Annotated in this window: 12 protein-coding genes; 6 read left to right on the top strand and 6 right to left on the bottom strand. The window is 39.8% G+C overall.

The features are described 5' to 3' along the window. Positions 1-50 precede the first annotated feature (50 nt). Entirely contained in the window at positions 51-734 is a 684-nt protein-coding gene (locus tag TI10_RS02190; RefSeq protein ID WP_049581528.1) for a hypothetical protein, read from the bottom strand. Between the two features lie 483 nt (positions 735-1217). Here TI10_RS02190 and TI10_RS02195 point away from each other — a divergent pair, with 483 nt between their 5' ends. From TI10_RS02195 to TI10_RS02215, 5 genes are all read left to right on the top strand, one after another. Next, complete coding sequence (locus TI10_RS02195; RefSeq protein WP_049581529.1) at positions 1218-2234, top strand: NAD(P)H-quinone oxidoreductase; 1017 nt, start codon at positions 1218-1220, stop codon at positions 2232-2234. A 454-nt stretch (positions 2235-2688) separates the two neighbouring features. Beyond that, a complete protein-coding gene (locus tag TI10_RS02200) occupies positions 2689-4611 on the top strand; it encodes a pyridoxal phosphate-dependent decarboxylase family protein (RefSeq protein WP_049581530.1) in 1923 nt (640 codons plus the stop codon). A gap of 45 nt (positions 4612-4656) precedes the next feature. After that, positions 4657-5865, top strand: a complete 1209-nt coding sequence (gene tyrP / locus TI10_RS02205; RefSeq protein WP_049581531.1) for a tyrosine transporter TyrP — start codon at positions 4657-4659, stop codon at positions 5863-5865. A gap of 107 nt (positions 5866-5972) precedes the next feature. Next, positions 5973-6407: a DUF29 domain-containing protein gene (locus TI10_RS02210; protein WP_049581532.1), complete on the top strand. Its 435-nt coding sequence runs from the start codon at positions 5973-5975 to the stop codon at positions 6405-6407. A gap of 192 nt (positions 6408-6599) precedes the next feature. After that, a complete protein-coding gene (locus tag TI10_RS02215) occupies positions 6600-7040 on the top strand; it encodes an OsmC family protein (protein ID WP_049581534.1) in 441 nt (146 codons plus the stop codon). 155 nt (positions 7041-7195) lie between these two features. Here the strand turns inward: TI10_RS02215 and TI10_RS02220 are convergent, their stop codons facing one another. From TI10_RS02220 to TI10_RS02235, 5 genes are all read right to left on the bottom strand, one after another. Continuing rightward, a complete protein-coding gene (locus TI10_RS02220) occupies positions 7196-7510 on the bottom strand; it encodes a hypothetical protein (RefSeq protein WP_049581535.1) in 315 nt (104 codons plus the stop codon). Positions 7511-7795: 285 nt separating this feature from the next. Then, complete coding sequence (locus TI10_RS24780) at positions 7796-7933, bottom strand: hypothetical protein (RefSeq protein WP_155416454.1); 138 nt, start codon at positions 7931-7933, stop codon at positions 7796-7798. Between the two features lie 26 nt (positions 7934-7959). Further along, positions 7960-8484 (bottom strand): GNAT family N-acetyltransferase, encoded by a 525-nt coding sequence (locus TI10_RS02225; protein ID WP_049581536.1) that lies wholly within the window; start codon positions 8482-8484, stop codon positions 7960-7962. After that, positions 8481-8759 carry a type II toxin-antitoxin system TacA family antitoxin gene (locus tag TI10_RS02230; RefSeq protein WP_049581537.1) on the bottom strand — a complete coding sequence of 93 codons (279 nt, stop codon included), beginning with the start codon at positions 8757-8759 and terminating at the stop codon, positions 8481-8483. Before TI10_RS02230 ends, TI10_RS02225 begins: the two co-directional genes overlap by 4 nt. Before the next feature lie 230 nt (positions 8760-8989). After that, positions 8990-16210: a Tc toxin subunit A-related protein gene (locus TI10_RS02235; RefSeq protein WP_049581538.1), complete on the bottom strand. Its 7221-nt coding sequence runs from the start codon at positions 16208-16210 to the stop codon at positions 8990-8992. A gap of 693 nt (positions 16211-16903) precedes the next feature. Here TI10_RS02235 and TI10_RS02240 point away from each other — a divergent pair. After that, entirely contained in the window at positions 16904-18664 is a 1761-nt protein-coding gene (locus TI10_RS02240; RefSeq protein ID WP_049581539.1) for an acyl-CoA dehydrogenase family protein, read from the top strand. The last annotated feature ends 264 nt before the right edge of the window (positions 18665-18928 follow it).

Genomic DNA, 18928 nt, shown 5'->3' on the forward strand with positions numbered 1-18928 from the left:
GAAGGGGGGTAGGGTTAAATGGCTGTTTTTCAGTGATATGCTGGAATTGTTTACATAAAATCAACAGAACCGAAGATTTTCGCCAGTTTTACCAATTGAGCAATTTCATTATTGGAGGCGCCATTTCTGAGGATATCCAGTACCGTCGAGGATTCAGCCAGATCGATACCAAGATTCAATGTTTTGATTTTACGGAGGAAAAAACCGCACTTTTTTACACCGCTGACTGGACCTAGATTAGCCAGTATTTCTGGCACACCTTTTAAATATCCCTTATTGCTAGTTTTTTTATTTACCGAAAACTGGAATACAGGATATAAATTCTCTACTCCCCAATTTAATACAATGAGTTTATGATTTTCACCATATTTATTTACTGTCGGGCGGGTCACCCCTAATATATCAGCAACCTTACTGGACTTATAAACACCACCATATTCCCCAAGATGGGCAAGAAAAGCGTTTCTGCTTTCGATAAATTCCTCATGTTCTTTCTTTTCCAATGTGATATTTTCCACTATTTCAATATAGTTAGCTCGTCCTTTGACTTCGGCCCAAAATTCATCATCAGGTAGCGTTAACAACTGAGAAATACTCTCCGAGTCTTTATTTTTAAGCACATTAATAAAATGTTCCGCAAGATTGATGATGCGTGCTTTAACCAGTTCAGATTGTTCAAACCCGCTTTTCGGTTTTACTGTCCGGTCATCGGATTTTTTTGCTGATATTTCCATTAGCACCTCAATGGTATTTTGCAATTTCGAAAAATTAGCTTACAGGAAGGAAAGCTTTTTCACCATTCTCTTTTTAAAAAGCCATACTAGTCGGTAATGCGGTTCAATTCTTCCAACACCGTACGATTTTCCTTTTACCACTTTAATTCCACCCTAATTTGATGATAATTTAGCTAGATTATGCTAGTCAAATATTATTATCTTACTATAACTAGAGATCATTTTATTGACTACCTTTGAGTTTGATTTTCTATTGAAAGAAAAATCGAAGAGGATGTGGATACCAAAAGTTGAAATTTACCAAGATCATCTACCGATGGTTCAATCGCAAAAATGGTGAATATTAGTTGACTTGAACAAAGTTACAACTGATCCTTAAAACGCCAAGCTATCTAGCAAAATGGAAAAACCTGTTTAAATCTCCACTTATCATATTAAACGTAACCCAATAAAAAGGATCGTCAAAAGAAATAAGAGGTATATATGCACAGCCAAATTAATTCGTTACCCCAATATATGTCAGCGATCAGCATCATTAAACCCGGAGGACCGGAGAAATTGCATCTGGTTCAGGTTCCGCTGCCACGGCCGGGAAAAGGCTACTTGTTGGTAAAAGTGGCTGCGGCAGGCGTTAATCGGCCTGATATATTTCAGAGAATGGGTTCTTATCCACCACCACCTGATGCATCGCCATTGCCGGGTTTGGAGATTGCAGGAGAGGTGGTTGCCAAAGGTGAAGATTGCGAACGCTGGAATCTTGGCGATAAAGTTTGCGCCCTCGTTGCCGGAGGCGGTTACGCTGAGTATTGTCTGGTGCATGATTCCGTTGCTTTACCCATCTATGGCTTGGACTTTGTTCAGGCAGCCGCATTGCCAGAAAACTTTTTTACCGTCTGGGCTAACGTTTTTCAGACCGGCAAGTTGAAACACGGCGAAAACTTGCTGATTCATGGTGGTACTTCTGGGATAGGCAGTGTCACTATTATGTTAGCAAAAGCCTTTGGCGCTAAAGTCATTACTACCGTCGGCTCTGATGAGAAAGCTAAAGTTGCACACAGTTTAGGTGCCGATTTTGTTATTAATTACCGTAAAGAAGATTTCGTTGATCGAGTATTGAAAATCACGGGCAATCATGGAGTTGATATAGTTGTTGATTTAATCGGTGGTGATTATGTTAATAAGAACTATAAGGTTGCTGCTAAATTCGGGAGAATTATTCAGATCGGTATGATGAAAGGAAACCCGGAAAATCTTAATCTGATGCCCTTAATGTTAAAACGTCTGACCCATACGGGTTCTACATTGCGTTCTCGCAGTGTAGAGGAAAAAGCTGAGATAGCCAGGGAGTTGGAAAAACACGTTTGGCCATTATTGAAATCAGGAAAAGTCAGCCCATTAATTTGTAAAGTTTTTGATCTGAAAGATGCCGCTGATGCACATCGAATGATGGAAGCCGGTGATGTTATCGGCAAGGTTATGCTGGTAAATGTATCATCTTAATAGTACTTCTGCTTAAATCAGGGCTATTTTAACTTGTAGCCCTGCATTCTATCTACTAACCATTTCACGTTAAAACAAATCCTTATAATTAATAAGCTTAATCACTGATAAATCATCATTTCCCTCTGTTTTTTGATCTGTTTTTATTCGTTCTTTGTCCTTGCGCACAAAATCAGAATTTATATTTAATGTCATTGTTAATATTTTAACAAATATAGTCTATATCTATTAACAAGTGCTCATTTATAGATATGTTAATGACTAATCTAGTTCACCTGATAGATTTTTCTTAATGTCTAGAATAATGAGGTATGACCAGCTATCAGTAGGTTAGGTGGCATATAATTTTCTGTCTACCCATCAGAGAATGATAGTGATTTCATTAACAAATAAAGAATTTCATAATCTCTCTGTTGCTGACAGCCGTTTTTGTTAGTTTAAAGGGTATGTGATTATGACCAAGCAGTTTACTTCGCACTTAAACATTGATGCGTTGTTTTTAGGCCCTAAATCAGAAAATACGGTTTTTTTCAGAGAAATGATGGAATATGCCGTAAGTGAGCACATGCACTGGCGTTCTGATTTTCACCCAGAAGATCCCGCCTTAGTCACCTCGGTTGATCGTTACGCACCTGATTATAGAGAAACACTTTATCGGACAGAGGGTATTCTGAACCAGCTATCCGCTAAACTGAAAAACACCTCTATTCCCTGGTTTTCTCCTCGCTATATGGGGCATATGAATGCCGATACCCTGATGGTTTCCAATCTCGCTTATGTCATGGCGATGATGTACAACCCGAACAATTGTGCCCACGAGTCATCACCGACAACAACGGAGTTAGAAATTGAAGCAGGGCTGGATCTATGTCGGATGTTTGGTTATGACCCTCGCCGAGCATGGGGGCACATTACATCAGGCGGAACCGTCGCCAATTATGAAGGGCTATGGGTTGCGCGTAATTTAAAAACCATGCCTCTTGCCATTGCCCAACACCCGCAATCCAGCGATCTGGTCGCAAACAAATCAGAACAACAACTGCTGAATATGTCGCCATCAGATATTCTGGATTTAACGGATGAATTAAAAAAACGGGGCATTTTCGAAGAAGTTCGTGAACTTTCCTGCCGTGGCGTCGGGATAAAGCAGGGGATGTTTGGCAAGGTACTGGTTCCACAGTCGAAACACTATTCATGGATGAAAGCAATGGATGTTCTGGGGATTGGTCAACAGCATATCGTGCCATTGCCAGTCGATGCGAATTATCGCACCGATATTGAAAAGATGCGTGAAATTACGTTCAGTCTGATAGAGCAGGGGGAACCTATTCTGGCAATGGTAACCGTAGTTGGAACGACGGAAGTGGGAGCCATTGACCGAGTTGACGAAGTTATTACGTTGCGCAAAGAGTGTGAGGAGCGCTATGGCGTCTCATTTTATGTGCATATTGATGCTGCTTATGCAGGTTATGCCAGCGCGATGTTCCTCAATGAACGGGGAGAATTCATGGAATATGATGAACTTATCCGTCGTTATCGTGAATTGGCAATCATTCCCGAAGATATTATTTGGCCTAAACCTGAAATTTACCAAAGCTTCCGGGCCATGTGTCAGGCTGATTCAATCACCGTCGATCCGCATAAAGTTGGATTTATTCAATATGCCGCCGGTGCAATATGCATGAAAGATAAACGTATTGTTGACCTCATTTCCTACCGTGCAGCTTATGTTTTTGAAGATGTTGATACTCAATCTGAGCAAGCCGCTGTTAACCGACATGTCGTACTCGGCGCCTCTATTATGGAGGGATCTAAAGCCGGAGCTATCGCCGCGGCAATTTGGGCCGCACACCGATTGGTTCCTCTTAATATCAGCGGCTACGGAAAAGTGATTGCTGCCGGTATTGTGACAGCGAATTGGATGATTAAAAAACTTTTAACCACAGAACCATTGGTTGTTGGCAAACGCCGGTTTGAAATTCATACCATGCCGACCCCCGATTTCCATATGGTCAATTTTACTTTTAAAGAGCAAGGAAATAACAATTTAAGTCACCACAACCGTCTTAATAAACGGATGTACGAGCTTTGTTCATATACCTCTGGACGTAGTTATACCAATGATTTTTTAACTTCTTCCACCTCCCTTGGTTACGGAGAGTATGGTGATACGCCTTGGCATTACGTTGAAAGTTGCGGTTTTGAACAACAAGAATGGCAGAAAGTCCACAGTTTATATGTCCTACGTGCTGCTGTGATGACCCATTGTTTACGTAATGCTGACGATTTTGACGAGTATTGGGAAAGGCTCCAGAAAATTTTTATCCACAAACTGACTCAAATTGTTGATGAAGAAGAAAAAAAGAAAGTAGCCTGACTTTCTATTATTAAATATTTGTTATTGATTCGAAGGGAAAAAAACGTGAAGAACCGTACTTTTGGCAGTACTTTTATTATAGCCGGAACGACCATCGGCGCTGGTATGTTAGCCATGCCATTAGCCACCGCCGGTGTAGGATTTGGTGTAAGTTTAATCATGCTGATTGGCTTGTGGGTTTTGATGAGTTACACCGCATTATTGCTAGTTGAAGCTTATCAATATGAGTCTCCTGATACAGGATTAGGGACACTTGCTCAACGTTATCTTGGCAACGGCGGCAAAATATTAACGGGTTTCAGCATGATGTTTCTGATGTATGCGCTAACATCAGCCTATATTAGCGGCGCCGGGGAATTACTGACAGTCAGCCTCAATAAATGGCTTAATTTATCCCTTCCTGCTTCCGTGGGCGTTATCCTATTTACCGTGATTGGTGGAGGAATCGTTTGCATTGGCACCAGTTCAGTCGATATGGTCAACCGAGTTATTTTCAGTGCAAAAATTATTTTTCTGGTATTGATGTTGGGGCTGATGATGCCGCATGTCCAGCATATTAACCTACTGACATTACCATTAGAACAAGGGTTAATATTATCTTCAATCCCTGTGATATTCACATCGTTTGGTTTTCACGGTAGTGTTCCCAGTATTGTGAAATATATGGATGGCGATATCCGTCGCCTCCGTTGGGTGTTTATTATCGGCAGTGCAATTCCGCTAATTGCTTATATTTTCTGGCAATTGGCGACATTAGGAAGTATCCATTCCAACACATTCGTCGATATCTTAGCTGAAAATGCAGGATTGAATGGCTTATTACACAGCATTCGTGAAGTTGTTGCTTCACCGAAAACTGAACTTTCAGTACAAATGTTTGCTAATCTAGCGCTCGCAACCTCATTCCTCGGTGTCACACTTGGCCTGTTTGATTTTCTGGGTGATCTATTTAAACGCAAAGATAGCATAGCCGGGCGTATGCAAACGGGTTTGCTGACTTTCGTTCCGCCATTGATTTTCGCACTCTTTTACCCAAAAGGATTTGTGATGGCGTTGGGATATGCCGCCGTCGCGCTGTCAATTTTGGCGTTAGTATTGCCTAGCCTTCTGGCCTATAAATCCCGTCAGCAAAATGAACGTCGATATCGGGTACCTGGCGGTAAACCTGTACTATTGCTGGTATTTGCCTGCGGTATTGCAGTAATAGCAATCCAGATTGGCATAGTGAGTGGCATGTTGCCGGAAGTAGGGTGAATGCTGGGTTATCGAAGATAGCTCTTCTTTGACCTAAAGGGTATTCTCTGACAAACTGCTACATAAACTATCTGCATAGCATAATAGACCTATTAGTGGAGGCAATTATGAATCATACCCGTTACGAAACTGATGTGGTCGCTTGGGCAAATGAGCAGGCGGCGTTATTACGTGCCGGTAAATTCTCTGAGATTGACATAGCCAATATTGCTGAGGAGATTGAAGACGTGGGCAAGAGTGAACAGCGTGAGTTGGCTAGCCGCATGGCAGTATTAATTGCTCACTTATTAAAATGGAAATACCAGTCAAGCCATAGAGGAACAAGTTGGGAGAGAACAATTAAAGCGCAAAGAAAAGAGATTCTTTATGGTTTAAAAGAATCACCGAGCTTAAAGACAAAGTTAAATGATTCAGACTGGGTTGATGTTGTCTGGTCTAAAGCCGTTGCCTCAGCAATGAACGAAACCGGGTTGGACGTGTTTCCTGATGTATGCATTTGGAGTATGTCCCAGATACTGTCCCCTGAATTTTATCCTGACTAGCAAAAATCTATATGAGTTGAGCACCAGACAGTGCTGAATTGGGCTGAAAATCTGGATACTGATGGAACAAGCCGGGAAAGAACAATTAAAGGATAAGCACTTTAAAAACAAAATGGAGAAAAATTAAAAGTTATAATAACTATCTCTGTTTACCCGTGTGAAAAACTAATATTAATTATGAGGAGTTAAATCATGGCGAAAGAATTATTTACTGCCACAGTAAAATCTGTAGCTGGATTGAAAGTTGAATGTACATCAAGAGATTTCTCCTTTTATTTGGATGAACCGCGTAATTTAGGCGGTACTGATCAGGGGATGAATCCAGTTGAAGCTTTACTCTGTTCTCTCGGGGCCTGTAAATGTATCGTAGCAAAGGCTTTTGCTAAACTGCACAAAATTAACTTAATTGATATTCACGTTGATCTGGAAGGGGAGCTTGATACTGATGGTTTCACTGGTAGAAATAAACAAGCGAAATTAGGTTTCTCTAAAATAGTGACAAAATTTCATATTAAAGCTGATAATAGTGAAGAAGAAATTCACGCCTTTGTCGATTTTATTAATAAAACCTGTCCGGTTCACGATACCATCGAGAATGCGCCAAGTTTTGTCACTGAAATATATTGTGAATAAAGTAGGTGTTGTGCCAAAATAATTTAGAAAAGAAAATGTTGTTTACATTAATCTAAAAAATCCTCTACGGTGAAGTAGAGGATTTTATTATAAAGTTAAGTAAATCAATGTTTATCTATCTTTTATCCCATTGATAAAAACATAAGAAATAATGACTATTGTTTAATAACGTAAACCGTAGTGATATTACAACTTACGTTTTCTATGCCAACTTTAATATTCAAACCCTGTGCATAAGCTTGGCTTAATAGCCTATTAACGTTTTCAGCGCTTGATCCTGACCAAATATAACCAGGCTTTCCACAGTTACCGGCTAAGCTCCCGCTGAATGTATAAAAATAATGTGCAGGATTATCCCAATCAGCTTTGATTTCTGCGACTCTAACAATGCCGCTATTCGTTTCCGCTGAGAATGCAGGGGCGCTAATCATACCAATGAAAATAAATAACATAGATATCAATTTTTTCATGTTCTACTCCTAGTTAATAATAAAGAAAATTTGACGCATTTGAAGTGTAAATTACGCAAATAATCTTTGCACCCATTTCCTGTCAATATAAAAGGTATTCTGTCTGATAAATAATGTCTGGATATTTTCTTGCTAAAATTAATACTATGTTTTTATGATAATGATTTTTTTATAGAGAATAAGATAGCAATAATGATATAAATCGTATTATTCAAATTAATAAAAAATCCCCCACAATAAAGTAGAGGATTTTATTGTTAAACTAAAATGTTTAATAACTCAATATTACATTGCGGCTCTATTTGCCTCTTCTGCTAATTTATCAGCCACTTCTTTGGCAAACTGATTACCACCATCTAGTGCGGTATAATGCAAATGAATAATAATATCCTTTAATTTCCAACTACCATCCGTGTTTTTCAACACTTGATCGATAAACAAGACCCGATTTACAGTTTCCCCGCAGTTGTCAACGCTGCATGAATTGTTCTGAATGGTAACAACAGAGACAAATGAGCATCAGATAACGGAATTGCACCATAACTGGCATACCACTGAGCAACGCGCTCATTCTTGGCATCAATCAGCAATGCAACTCCACCTGCCTGAACAGCCACCAACAAACAGCGCCGACCAGCGGCAAGCAACAATTGACCACCGAGTCCTTGACTCTGTACTGAAAGATCTACCGCCAGGCGGCCAAGCCGAAATACCGGCACATCATGTCGAGCCAGACCGCGTTTAATCACCTCCGGCGCACGTTTATAAGCAATGGAGGCGGGACTTAGACTGTAATAGCCTAATATCTTTTCATTATTCTTGCTAACAGCAAGGTAAGTTTTTGCCCCACCTTTCTCATGGCTCTGCCTTGCATGGCGATGTAAAAACTGATTCAACGCTTCATCACCACAGTCAAAAGCACTGCGATCATGATGTTTGCCAATGGGTTCTTCGTGCCAAATCGGTAGCATTATGATTGTTTCGGCAAGGCAAATGCTGCGGACATCAATTTATCATTGGGCGCCGGTGGGTTATCTAAAAGATCCAGAACATGCAAACTATCTCTTTCGGTCAGCTCCAACCGTTCATTCTCGTTGATAATCTTCCGTGCTGCTGACATCACATTACGGATCACGAACTCAGTCAAGTTGGTATGCTGTAAAACGGCTGCACGCATCAACAGTGACTTTTCTTCTGAGGCAATACGTAGTGACATACGGTCGTTAGTTTCTATTGGGACCTGAGGCATGGTTAAGCTCTCCTTTTTGTACATATTGAAAATGTACGCTAAAGCAAGCTTACTTTCAATATGTACTCATTGAATTCATACGTAGTAGAAACGAACGTGTATGTGACAGGTATGATATGAACAATTATTACAATATCTGTCACCACTGGGCTGGGAACACATCAATCTGAAATCCTCCACAATAAAGTAGAGGATTTCATTGTTAAACTAAAATGTTTAATAATTCAATATTACATTTCGGATCTATTTGCCTCTTCTGCTAATTTATCAGCTACTTCTTTGGCAAACTGATTACCACCATCTAGCGCGGTATAATGCAAATGAATAATAATATCCTTTAATTTCCAACTACCATCCGCATTTTTCAACACCTGATTGATAACTTGTTTATCAGGGAATGTCAGATTCCAGGTTGAAATAGCGCCAGTTCCTTCAAATGGCAAATACCGATTATCATCAAACATTAAGGTGCATAACCAATTTTCGGTTGCTACCCGACCATCATCTTCCTGTACGGAGGAGAGAGCAATCTGTTGCTGGGCGCGTAAATTGGTTTTGATATTCTTATTACTTCCAGCTTGTCTCGTAGGATCATAGAGCCAATTAACGCCTTCAATATCGGTACTGACTAATGTTGAACTGCCTGTTTGAGTCAAAACCGCACAAATTTCCGGTGTAACAACTGGCTCAGAACCAGAATTTTCCAGAGACAATGACACTGAAATTCGTTTTATTTGGCGCAGATAATGTCCGGGGTAATTTTTATCAAAGTCCCTTGCATTCAGAGTGAAATTTACCTCTTGTTTTTCGTCAATTTGGCCAGTTATCTCTTTGAAGGAAGAAGCAGTACTAAGAAGGGAGAAGGTTTTTTTGATATTCAAATGACGTTCGTGACGTTGTAACCAGGCCGCTTCCATTTGCTGTAGATCCAATTGCAATGATTCACCTGCCAATAATCCCCGGTAAGAGTCATTCCAGGCATTGGTTTTGATAAAACCTTGTCGCTGGTAATCACCAACTTCATAACGCCAGCTAGCTTCAGCCATTAAACATAGTGATAAAACAGCATCATAAGCAGGCGCATATAAGGCAGAAAGTCGTCCCATCAGCCACTGATATGTCGGTACAATAAGGAAACTTGTCGTCATAAATTCATACAACTCGATAGCGGCGTTTCGCTGTGCTTTCGCTTCCCGTAATGAAGTTTGAGCAGTTTTAATCAGTAACTCCTGTTCTTTTAACTGCTTATCAATGATATTGATTTCACTTTGTGCTTGCTTCCACTCAATTTCCCAATCCTGACGACGCCGCTGATAGTTTGCCCCATCTTGCAGCCGATCCGCTGTCGTGCCTAATGTCAGGCCTGTGATTTCCGCAACCAGCGCTGTTTTTACCAGCGGGGCTGAATATTTACTCCCCCCGGCCGCCAGACCAAAAATATTGGGTAAAGTTTCCAACGCCGCACTCATGATATGGAAAGGAACCGCTGCCATTCTGGTGACTTCCGATGTGGTTTTAAGGGCTATAGCTGATATTTCCAGGCTGGAAAGATTCTCCTCATATAAACCATAGTAATGCTCATACCGTTGTTGTGCCATATTTTTACTTTCTTCTAAAGCTACTTTACCAGCCTGAGCAATTTCAATAGCTTGTTGTTGTAGTTCTATCGTGAAAGCAGACAACTTAACGATTTGCGATTGTTCCAGTACTGCCTGTTCAGCGTCAACCTCGCTTTCTATCGCACTAAATAGTCGGTGTCCCAGTTGTATCAGTTGTTTCACTGAATCACTCGCGCGTTTTAACATCACCGGGAAACGGTACGGAGGAACTTGTTGCAGCAAACTATTAGGCGTGCCGGTGACATTACCTGAACGTCGCCGAATCAGACTCTCTGCATCCTCAGATTCAGCATAGAGAGGCAGAGGTAACGCCTTACCATCCAGCGTTAACCCGTGACGAAGATTGTAGAGACGACTTTTCAGCGTTTTTTGATATTCAATTAGCCGGGTATTAAAAGGAGACATAAAATTGCTATCAACAGCCCGGATATTTGGCTTAAATTTTGCTTTGATCTTTTCAAGGTTCTCTGGATGCCAGCGAGTGGCAGTGACACCTTCCGGTAAGGTTCCTAATAGTTGTAAAGCTTGCTGATAACATAAACTGGCTTCATTCAGACTGTCTCGGGTCAGTTGTCGGTAAAGGTTGTCACCTTCTTGTGTCCAAAGCTTGATAAGAAATTGGAACAGGGCTTTTTGATAGTGAATTGGTAAATTATAGGCCACGACATCTGGATCATCATTCTTTATAGAAGGAGGAAGATTGCTGCCACGTTCATTTATCGGGCGCGAATTCCAGAGTCGGCTACCGTAAGGGTCAAACAAATAGCTAAAAAACCAGCGCCGGGCATCATAATAACGGCGTTCTTCTCCAAGCCGATGGGATACCAAGAAAGGCAGGTGGAAGAATAATTCCCAGAAATACTGTCCGTTAGCACCTCGGAAATCGACAGGGGATGATGAAGTAGATTGAGAGCCTGTACCTAATGGCGGTTCGGATAACCACTGGGTATCCCATTCCAAAACACGTTCTATTGATTGAGTTGCACGAGCGACTAGCTGTGTTCCAAATAGAGTGTTCAGGCGAATAAAGGGATAAGGGAATTTTAATGTTTGAATATCCAGATATTGAGCCTGTTGGCTATTACGGCGCAATGTAATAGCCGGAATCTTATCCATTTCTTCAATAGAAAGGGTATATTCACTTGAAATTTTACTGACGTATTCTTTTTGACCACCAGACCTAATGAATATTTCCTGTGTTGCCGTCAGGAAAAAGGAATATTGATTCACCGCTGACTCTATCGGGAAGGTTATTTCCCCGGTGGTAGCTGTGCCATTTAGTCGAGTTATTGCAGAAGAAAGCGTTTTTTGTCCAGAAGATGCGGTGACAACGCCAAGTTCCAGCTTTGATTCTACATATTCCCAATCAGCGGATATATCAAAATCAATACGATCAAATACTTTGTTATCCACAGATATGGAAAGTTCTTTGACAATACCGCTTTCTTTGATACTCCTTTGAAAGTAAAAGCCATTTATCCAGGAAAAATTAACTGTCTCAGAGATCTTATTATCTTCCCAATCTTCAGGAAGCAGATCAATAATCCCTCTTCCAGCATAATATATCTCTAATTCTTTTGTCGGCGGTTCCTTTCCTTGCCACTGAAAATTAAAAGTCTTGAAGGTAGATTCCCCTGCGGGAACATTGACCGTTATAGGGAAATCCTGACTTTTTATTGTCCAGTTAAGCTCTTTGGAAGAAAGAGGTCGTGGCCTATTTCTCCCCAGATACCACTCTATTGTCCCTAACTCTATAGGATTGCGTTTAATCAGAGTATTTGTACCCGTCAGGATAATTTTGGTCTTATCTGTACTCAGTTTTGCCTGAATTTCCAGATGAGAATCATTATTATCCTCAGGTTTTAATACGATGTATTTTGTACTGCCGGCATATTGATGCTGCAAGGTTCCTGAGTCCTGATATAACTTATACCAGCTAGATACCAAACTTTTTTCCTCCGTTGCAGTTAACGTTTTTTTGTCTACCAGCAGTAAGTCACGTAATTCCAGGAAATAGTCTTTGTTTTTTACCCAAATATCACTGTTCTTTTTCCCTGTATCGTAAAGCAACACCCCCATCCACGGGTTGTTCTGGCGCTGTACATCAACCATTGCGATCAAACCCGGTTTATAACTTTCATCTTTCATATAAGGATTAAGATTATCGGGCACACGTTGGTCAGTAGGAGGAATTTTGGGGTATTCGCCATTGGCATCTCTGCCATCCAGACGAAATAGCTTATTAGGAGCACTCCATTCACCGTTACTTTGTTTATAGATAAATTGCACATTGATAGCGCGGTAAGCTGACGGTTTTTGGTCTGAGCCAAGCAGGGGAGTAGGTTCACGTTCAACCCATACGGCATATTGACGCCCGGAGATAACAACCGGTCTCAATGCCAGAAGGTCTCCTGTCAGTGATAACGTAATTTTTTCCCACTCGCTCCAGGCCAAAGGCGTAATGAGATCCTGGCTATCACGCAATTTGATATCAAGAGTACGCCAATAATACTCCACCGGTTCAGCATTGTTTTTACCAATAAAGTGGTATCGGTCACTTTTGGGATCGGTGCCATCAATATAACCACTGACTAATTGGAGATTACTAAGCCGTTCAAATTCGGTCAGGTAACGCAAGATAGCCGTTTGTATCATGTCGTTATTTAACCGAGACTGGCTTAAATCGTTTTCCAGATCGGCAAAGGCGCGGGTTTTTCTCATCCTTTGAGTAGGATCGATAACGTTTTCCGGGAAATTATTTTGCTTTTGCCAGGCTTGCCAATGGGCGTATTGGCTAAGATAGCGATTCCAGTTTTCGATCTGTTCCACTGGGATAGTCATACTGCCATAACCGGGTTCCAGATGGGCAAAGAGACGGAAAAGATAGTGTTGCAAACTGGCGATACAGAAGGCTACTGGGCTGGTTTTTACCTCAGAAGAAACTTGTAAGTCGGTCAGGAAATAGGTTGATAATGCATCAATATCTGAAATATCAGACAATTTCTCATCAGAAGGCGCCCATTGACCTAGCAGATAGTCAACAAGAGCATCGCGCCAAGCGCTATTTAGTGAACCTTCGAGTGTAACTTGTTCTTCGGGAGAACAAGCTGCAATCAGAGCGCTACTTACTTGTTGCCAATTATCATAACTTGACGTTGGAGTCAGTCGAGTAACATCCAATAAAGGTTGAGCAGAAAGCTCACTTTGATTTGCTAGTGTCTGAATGCGCATGACAAAACTGATGCCAATAACACTTTGCGCCACGCTATGGTTGAAATCACGGGTTACCCTCAATACCTCGCTATTTGACCAACCGATTAACTCTGCCAGATTGTCGGCGGCTTGTTGTGGCGTCCAGATTTCTTCGTCCGGTGTCTGCGGTGTTTCTCCGATTCGGTTAGCCTGACGCAGATAATAGAGAATATCGTCTTCAGTTTTGGTTTCCGGCAACAAATTCAGCCAATCACCATAGCGGCTAAGGCGGTGCAGGGCAGTCAAATCCAAGGGGCGGAGCTTACCATCAGCCAAATTCAGTCCAAACCAAGCAGGATAATCAACCAGTGTTTGTATCCCTTTTGCCGTGAGTTTAAACAACTTACTCACCGTGACATAACGGCTCAGGTCGTACCATGTGATAACAGCGCTTGCTATCAGTTTATCCCCTTTAATGTTTTTCCCAAGCGCAAGCGATTCACGTATAAAATCCGCATGACTTTTGCCGGCCCAACCTAACAGTGGTAAAGAAAACAATTCATCTAAGTCAAAAGCATGACTGACAGATTTAATAATCAGATCTTCCTGAGCGACAAATGCATCCTGAATAAGCGTAGTCAGTTTCTGCGACCAAGTATCACCTTGTTCCTGCCATGCCGCTTCATCAGCCAATGGTTGCAGGATGGCTTTGACTTTTTCAGTTAGTACATCTTCCAAGGTTCTACCCGCAGGAATAACAATAGTTTCGATTATTCCTTGTGGATCAATCAATTCAAACAGTTTAGTTAGCCAGGTAAGATTGGGTTCCTTTGCCTTGAAACCCACCATCACAGTGGCAATTTTATCCTCACTCAGCAACGCATAATTGGGATCAGGCAAAATAGATTTAATCTTCTCAAACCAGTCGATATTTTCGATGTCCGCGTTTTCAGTTCCGCCGACATTGTAAGGTGTGAGCAAAGCATTCAATAACGGCGCAGACAGACGATGGCGTTTAAGCCATTGCGCAGCGTTCATAAAAGCGATTAATGCATCAAGGATATCAAAAGCCTTAGGTTCTTTTGTCGTATCAATTTTCTTTAATACTGGGATACCCGCTAGTTGTTTCAGATAATCTGAATTATCTCGATCCAGTAATAAGAATAAACCCAACCCATCTGCCAGAGGCAGTTTCAATAAACGAGGTAAAGAAACTAGCCGGTATAAAGCGGAAACCACAGAGAGTGAACGGGTAGGTTTTTTTATCCCTAACGCTTTTATTACCCAGGCCAGCAGAGTTTGGCAGGTAACATCATTAATATTCAGCCCAACACATAACTGATTAACGGTTAATGCATCCTCTCCTTCGGTAGCCGTTGGATCAAATTCACTGTTATCCAGATTAAGTACCGATGCTGAGGAAGCTCGTTTTGACAACCCTTGCGCATTGAACAGTCGATCAAAGAAGGAGAGATGATTATCTAGCGCATAAGGGGTGATTTCATTGATAAATGCAGAAAATTGTTCAGTATTAACCTGATATTCTCGATGAAAATGTAAAAATACGCCTAATGCACGTAATGTAGATTCGGTGATAGTAAAATTTTTCTGCTTTTCAGCTTGCCGCGCTGCTACCAATAATTGATCAAGTTGTTCAAAGGTCAGTTTCGATATCCGTTGAATATGTAGAAAACGCTGAATACGGTCAAAGTGATCATTCTTAACTCCTTTAATCCAGACCACTTTTTCTCCCGTTTCTTTATCTGTGATTTTTTCCAGATATAGTGCTGGATCGGTACCCGCATTGATAAATGATGCGCCGTAATTGGCTCCAGAAGGAAATTGTTGTCCGGTATTTGCAGGTTTAGCCACATTTGCAGAGAAAGTCACTGAGCTGTGCGTCAGGTTATTGTCGGTCAAACCATTGGTTGCCAGCAGACGTTCAACATCTTGGGGATTCAGACCCGTTTGCTGAGTGAATACCGTGAGTTGAGATAATGCCAATGCTGCCTTAGCGGCATCACCAGATATGCCATAATATTTAGCAAAGAAATCTTGCTGATTACTTTGGGAAGCTTCAAGCAGTAATTCCTGTAGTTTGGGCGCCAGAGAATTGCTGACCATCATGGCATTCTGTAATGAAGGTAGATGTAGATTATTATCGATAAAATTAGGAAACGCGCGATCAGCTTGCTGAATAAGCTCTAATAACGGGATCTTCTTTTTCTCCAATACAGCCGTTGTTTGATGGAGAGGGAAGTGAAATGGCAGTGAAAAAGGATAATAAATTTTTGCCAATGTATCGGTTAAGGGTTGATTATTGTTTAAATGAGCCTGCGCTTTTTGCGCTAAAACTTCGATGATAAGTGGTAATATGCTACTGATTTGGTTGATGCTTTTACTATCGAGTAAGAGTTTTTCAATATCCGGTCGCCGCTGGCTAAGCAGTCTGGCGCCATTTTTATCAGCGACGTTTTCAAAAATTAGCGCTTGTTGGTACAAATCAACCAAATAGGCCAAGGGCCCATCATTAGCTTCAGGTGAACCGGGAAAACAGTAAAGATCTTTATTGTCGTTAAAGAGTGTTTGATAACTAGGGGGTTTATCTAATAACTTAGCAGAATTAATATCATTTACCATAATGTTGTTCCTTAGAATAGAAAAATAAAGCGTGGTTATACTATGGCTTTAAAATTGATGATAATCAGCCAAAAAATATATTTGAACTATAACTTGTTTTAAAATTTTGTTAATTATTTTTAATTCAATTACAGGGTGATATTAAAAATTTTACTTTTAATTTTTTAGTGATTTTATTATATACGCAATTAATTTTTACTATTTATTATTAAATAACTTTTCAAAGTTGCATTTACTGAATAGTAGATTACTTGAAGAGAATTACACTCGATTTTTGCAATCTGAAAGCTTGTTAGATAATCTCAAGCGCTAATATTGTCATTCCTAAACACTCAATTAAGCTATTGTTTTTACAGGTTTACTTTCCTTTTCTGAATGTAATAAAACGCCTGTAGTAATTTTCACGCGAAACTGTAACATGCAACCATTATTGTTAGTTTATGAAGCATGAGATTTAAAAAATAAAGTTTTTGACAGTCACTTTGGTTAATAATTTTCTTAAATTAAAAGTATATGTTTCCGATGTATCCCATTACACTATTATTGCCTATCCCAATAGGGCTATTTTATTTGCCATTCTTTTCCATAAAGAGCGGACCTGGGTAGTGGTTCAGACAAAAGTAAGCTCTTAGATAAGTAATATGCAGATAGTTAACATAGATATTGTTATTCTAGTAAAGGTCTCGTCGATATATGAATAAATCATTATGCAATTCAGAGTCAAAATTAAAGTCTTATTTAGCCATAGAATATATAGGGATATCTGATAATCTTTTAGAAATACTTAAAAACAGTTGTGACAGTTACTCGTCATCAGTAAAAAAGTTCATAGAATTACTTAAATATATTCAAAATAATCATATTCATATGACATCATTCAAAGAGTTAGTTGCCCTGCATGAACTTGTAGCCCCCCATGATTCTGCTGTAGTTTCTATGATGTCAATTCATTTTAATTTAGCCATAGGTACTATTGCTAATTTAGGAGCGCAAACGCCATATGTGGAAGATCTCTACCAAAAACTTTGTTCCGGTCGTGCCATTGGAGTCTATCTGGCGACTGAATTGGCTCACGGTAATGATCTAATCGCAATCGAAACACAGGCTAATTATCTGCCGGAAAAAGGTGTATTCATATTGAATTCACCCGGCCCCAATGCATATAAATTTATGCCTAATACCACACCTTGTGAACTACCAAAAGTAGCTATAGTTTTAGCCCAGTTAAATGTATCAGGAAAGAAATATGGTATTTTCCCATTTATTTTCCCACTATCCGTTAATGGTAAATTAACTCCTGGCGTTAAAATTACTCCACTTAGTGATAAGCCAGGACTTTATTTAGATAACGCAATAACCTCATTTGATAATGTTGAAATTCCTTTTGAAGGACTCCTTGCTGGCAATATGATAACGCTGACCAAGGAAGGTAAAATATCATTGCATATTAAAGAATTAAAAGAAAGATTCTCGTTAATTACAAATAAAATACATTCAGGTAAGTTATGCATGGCAGTGAGTTCAGTCGCAGCAGCCAAATCAGCTCTTCATATAACCAGCACATATGGAAATAAACGAAAAACATTCGGTTATTCAGGTGCTATGCCAATAATTAATTATTCTCATTTTAAAGAGGGTATTGCTTGGGATACGCTGAGCACGATTATTCACGCGTTATATTTAAAAGAATTAACAAGAAAAGTTTCAGTTATATTATCAGAATCAGTTAAAAATTTTAAATTTAAAGATGAACTACTTATTGAAATCATTTCCGCTAAGTCCCTGTGCACATGGCGCACCCAAGAAATATTAATTAATTGTCGTGAACGTTGCGGTGCACAGGGTTTATTTACGCTTAACAAGATATCCCCTTATCTAATATCTAATTTTGGTGCGATTACTTCAGAAGGGGACAACCTTGTGTTATCACTAAAAGCGGGAGGAATGATTATTTCCAATAACATGAAAGAAATAGACGAAACATATTTCCAGTATAACCTATTTTCTATTTTAAATAATTACATGGACTTTTTATATAAAAAATTGAATAGATTAATAGTGAATAACAATAAAAAAATAAACTTAGATATACTTAATAAGTATAGTGGGGATTTTCTAGAATTAAGCCAAACATATGCCGTTCTATCTGTGGTGACGACAACTATTGATACGTATCATAATAATGATGATGAATTTGATATGATCATCGAAGGTTATCTTCTCGACTGGATTCATCGTACTATGAGCAATCTCCTGAGAAGTGAAGTAATCAATTTACAGGAATCTCAAAAAATAAACGACAGACGCATTGAATATATACATAAGCATGCAGACAGAATAAATGATTATATTTCTAGCTTTGGCGTGGATAAGGCTGGAATTGAAACGCCAATATCAAGTCATGATTATATTTCCTGGTATGCAGATAATCACCACCAATTAAATAACAATTAATCATAAAACAGGTCTAAATACGAGACACTGTTGTGAGCATATAGAAAATCCGGTGACCAGATAAAAGGTCACCGTTAATTAAATGACAATTACTTATACCCTATGGATTTCAAGTTGCATCGCGACGGCAAGGGAACGAATCCCCGGGAGCATAGATAACTATGTGACCGGGGTGAGTGAGTGCAGCCAACAAAGAGGCAGCTTGAAAGATAACGGGTATATATTATTTTTATTTTAATGCAACAATATACTGTAATAATCGTG

Source organism: Photorhabdus luminescens subsp. luminescens (genome assembly GCF_001083805.1).
Taxonomy (GTDB): Bacteria; Pseudomonadota; Gammaproteobacteria; order Enterobacterales; family Enterobacteriaceae; genus Photorhabdus; species Photorhabdus luminescens.

Coding starts and splice junctions, on each gene's coding strand:
- TI10_RS02190 (WP_049581528.1), bottom strand. CDS start 734: ATGGAAATATCAGCAAAAAAATCCGATGACCGGACAGTAAAACCGAAA.
- TI10_RS02195 (WP_049581529.1), top strand. CDS start 1,218: ATGCACAGCCAAATTAATTCGTTACCCCAATATATGTCAGCGATCAGC.
- TI10_RS02200 (WP_049581530.1), top strand. CDS start 2,689: ATGACCAAGCAGTTTACTTCGCACTTAAACATTGATGCGTTGTTTTTA.
- TI10_RS02210 (WP_049581532.1), top strand. CDS start 5,973: ATGAATCATACCCGTTACGAAACTGATGTGGTCGCTTGGGCAAATGAG.
- TI10_RS02215 (WP_049581534.1), top strand. CDS start 6,600: ATGGCGAAAGAATTATTTACTGCCACAGTAAAATCTGTAGCTGGATTG.
- TI10_RS02220 (WP_049581535.1), bottom strand. CDS start 7,510: ATGAAAAAATTGATATCTATGTTATTTATTTTCATTGGTATGATTAGC.
- TI10_RS02230 (WP_049581537.1), bottom strand. CDS start 8,759: ATGCCTCAGGTCCCAATAGAAACTAACGACCGTATGTCACTACGTATT.
- TI10_RS02235 (WP_049581538.1), bottom strand. CDS start 16,210: ATGGTAAATGATATTAATTCTGCTAAGTTATTAGATAAACCCCCTAGT.
- TI10_RS02240 (WP_049581539.1), top strand. CDS start 16,904: ATGAATAAATCATTATGCAATTCAGAGTCAAAATTAAAGTCTTATTTA.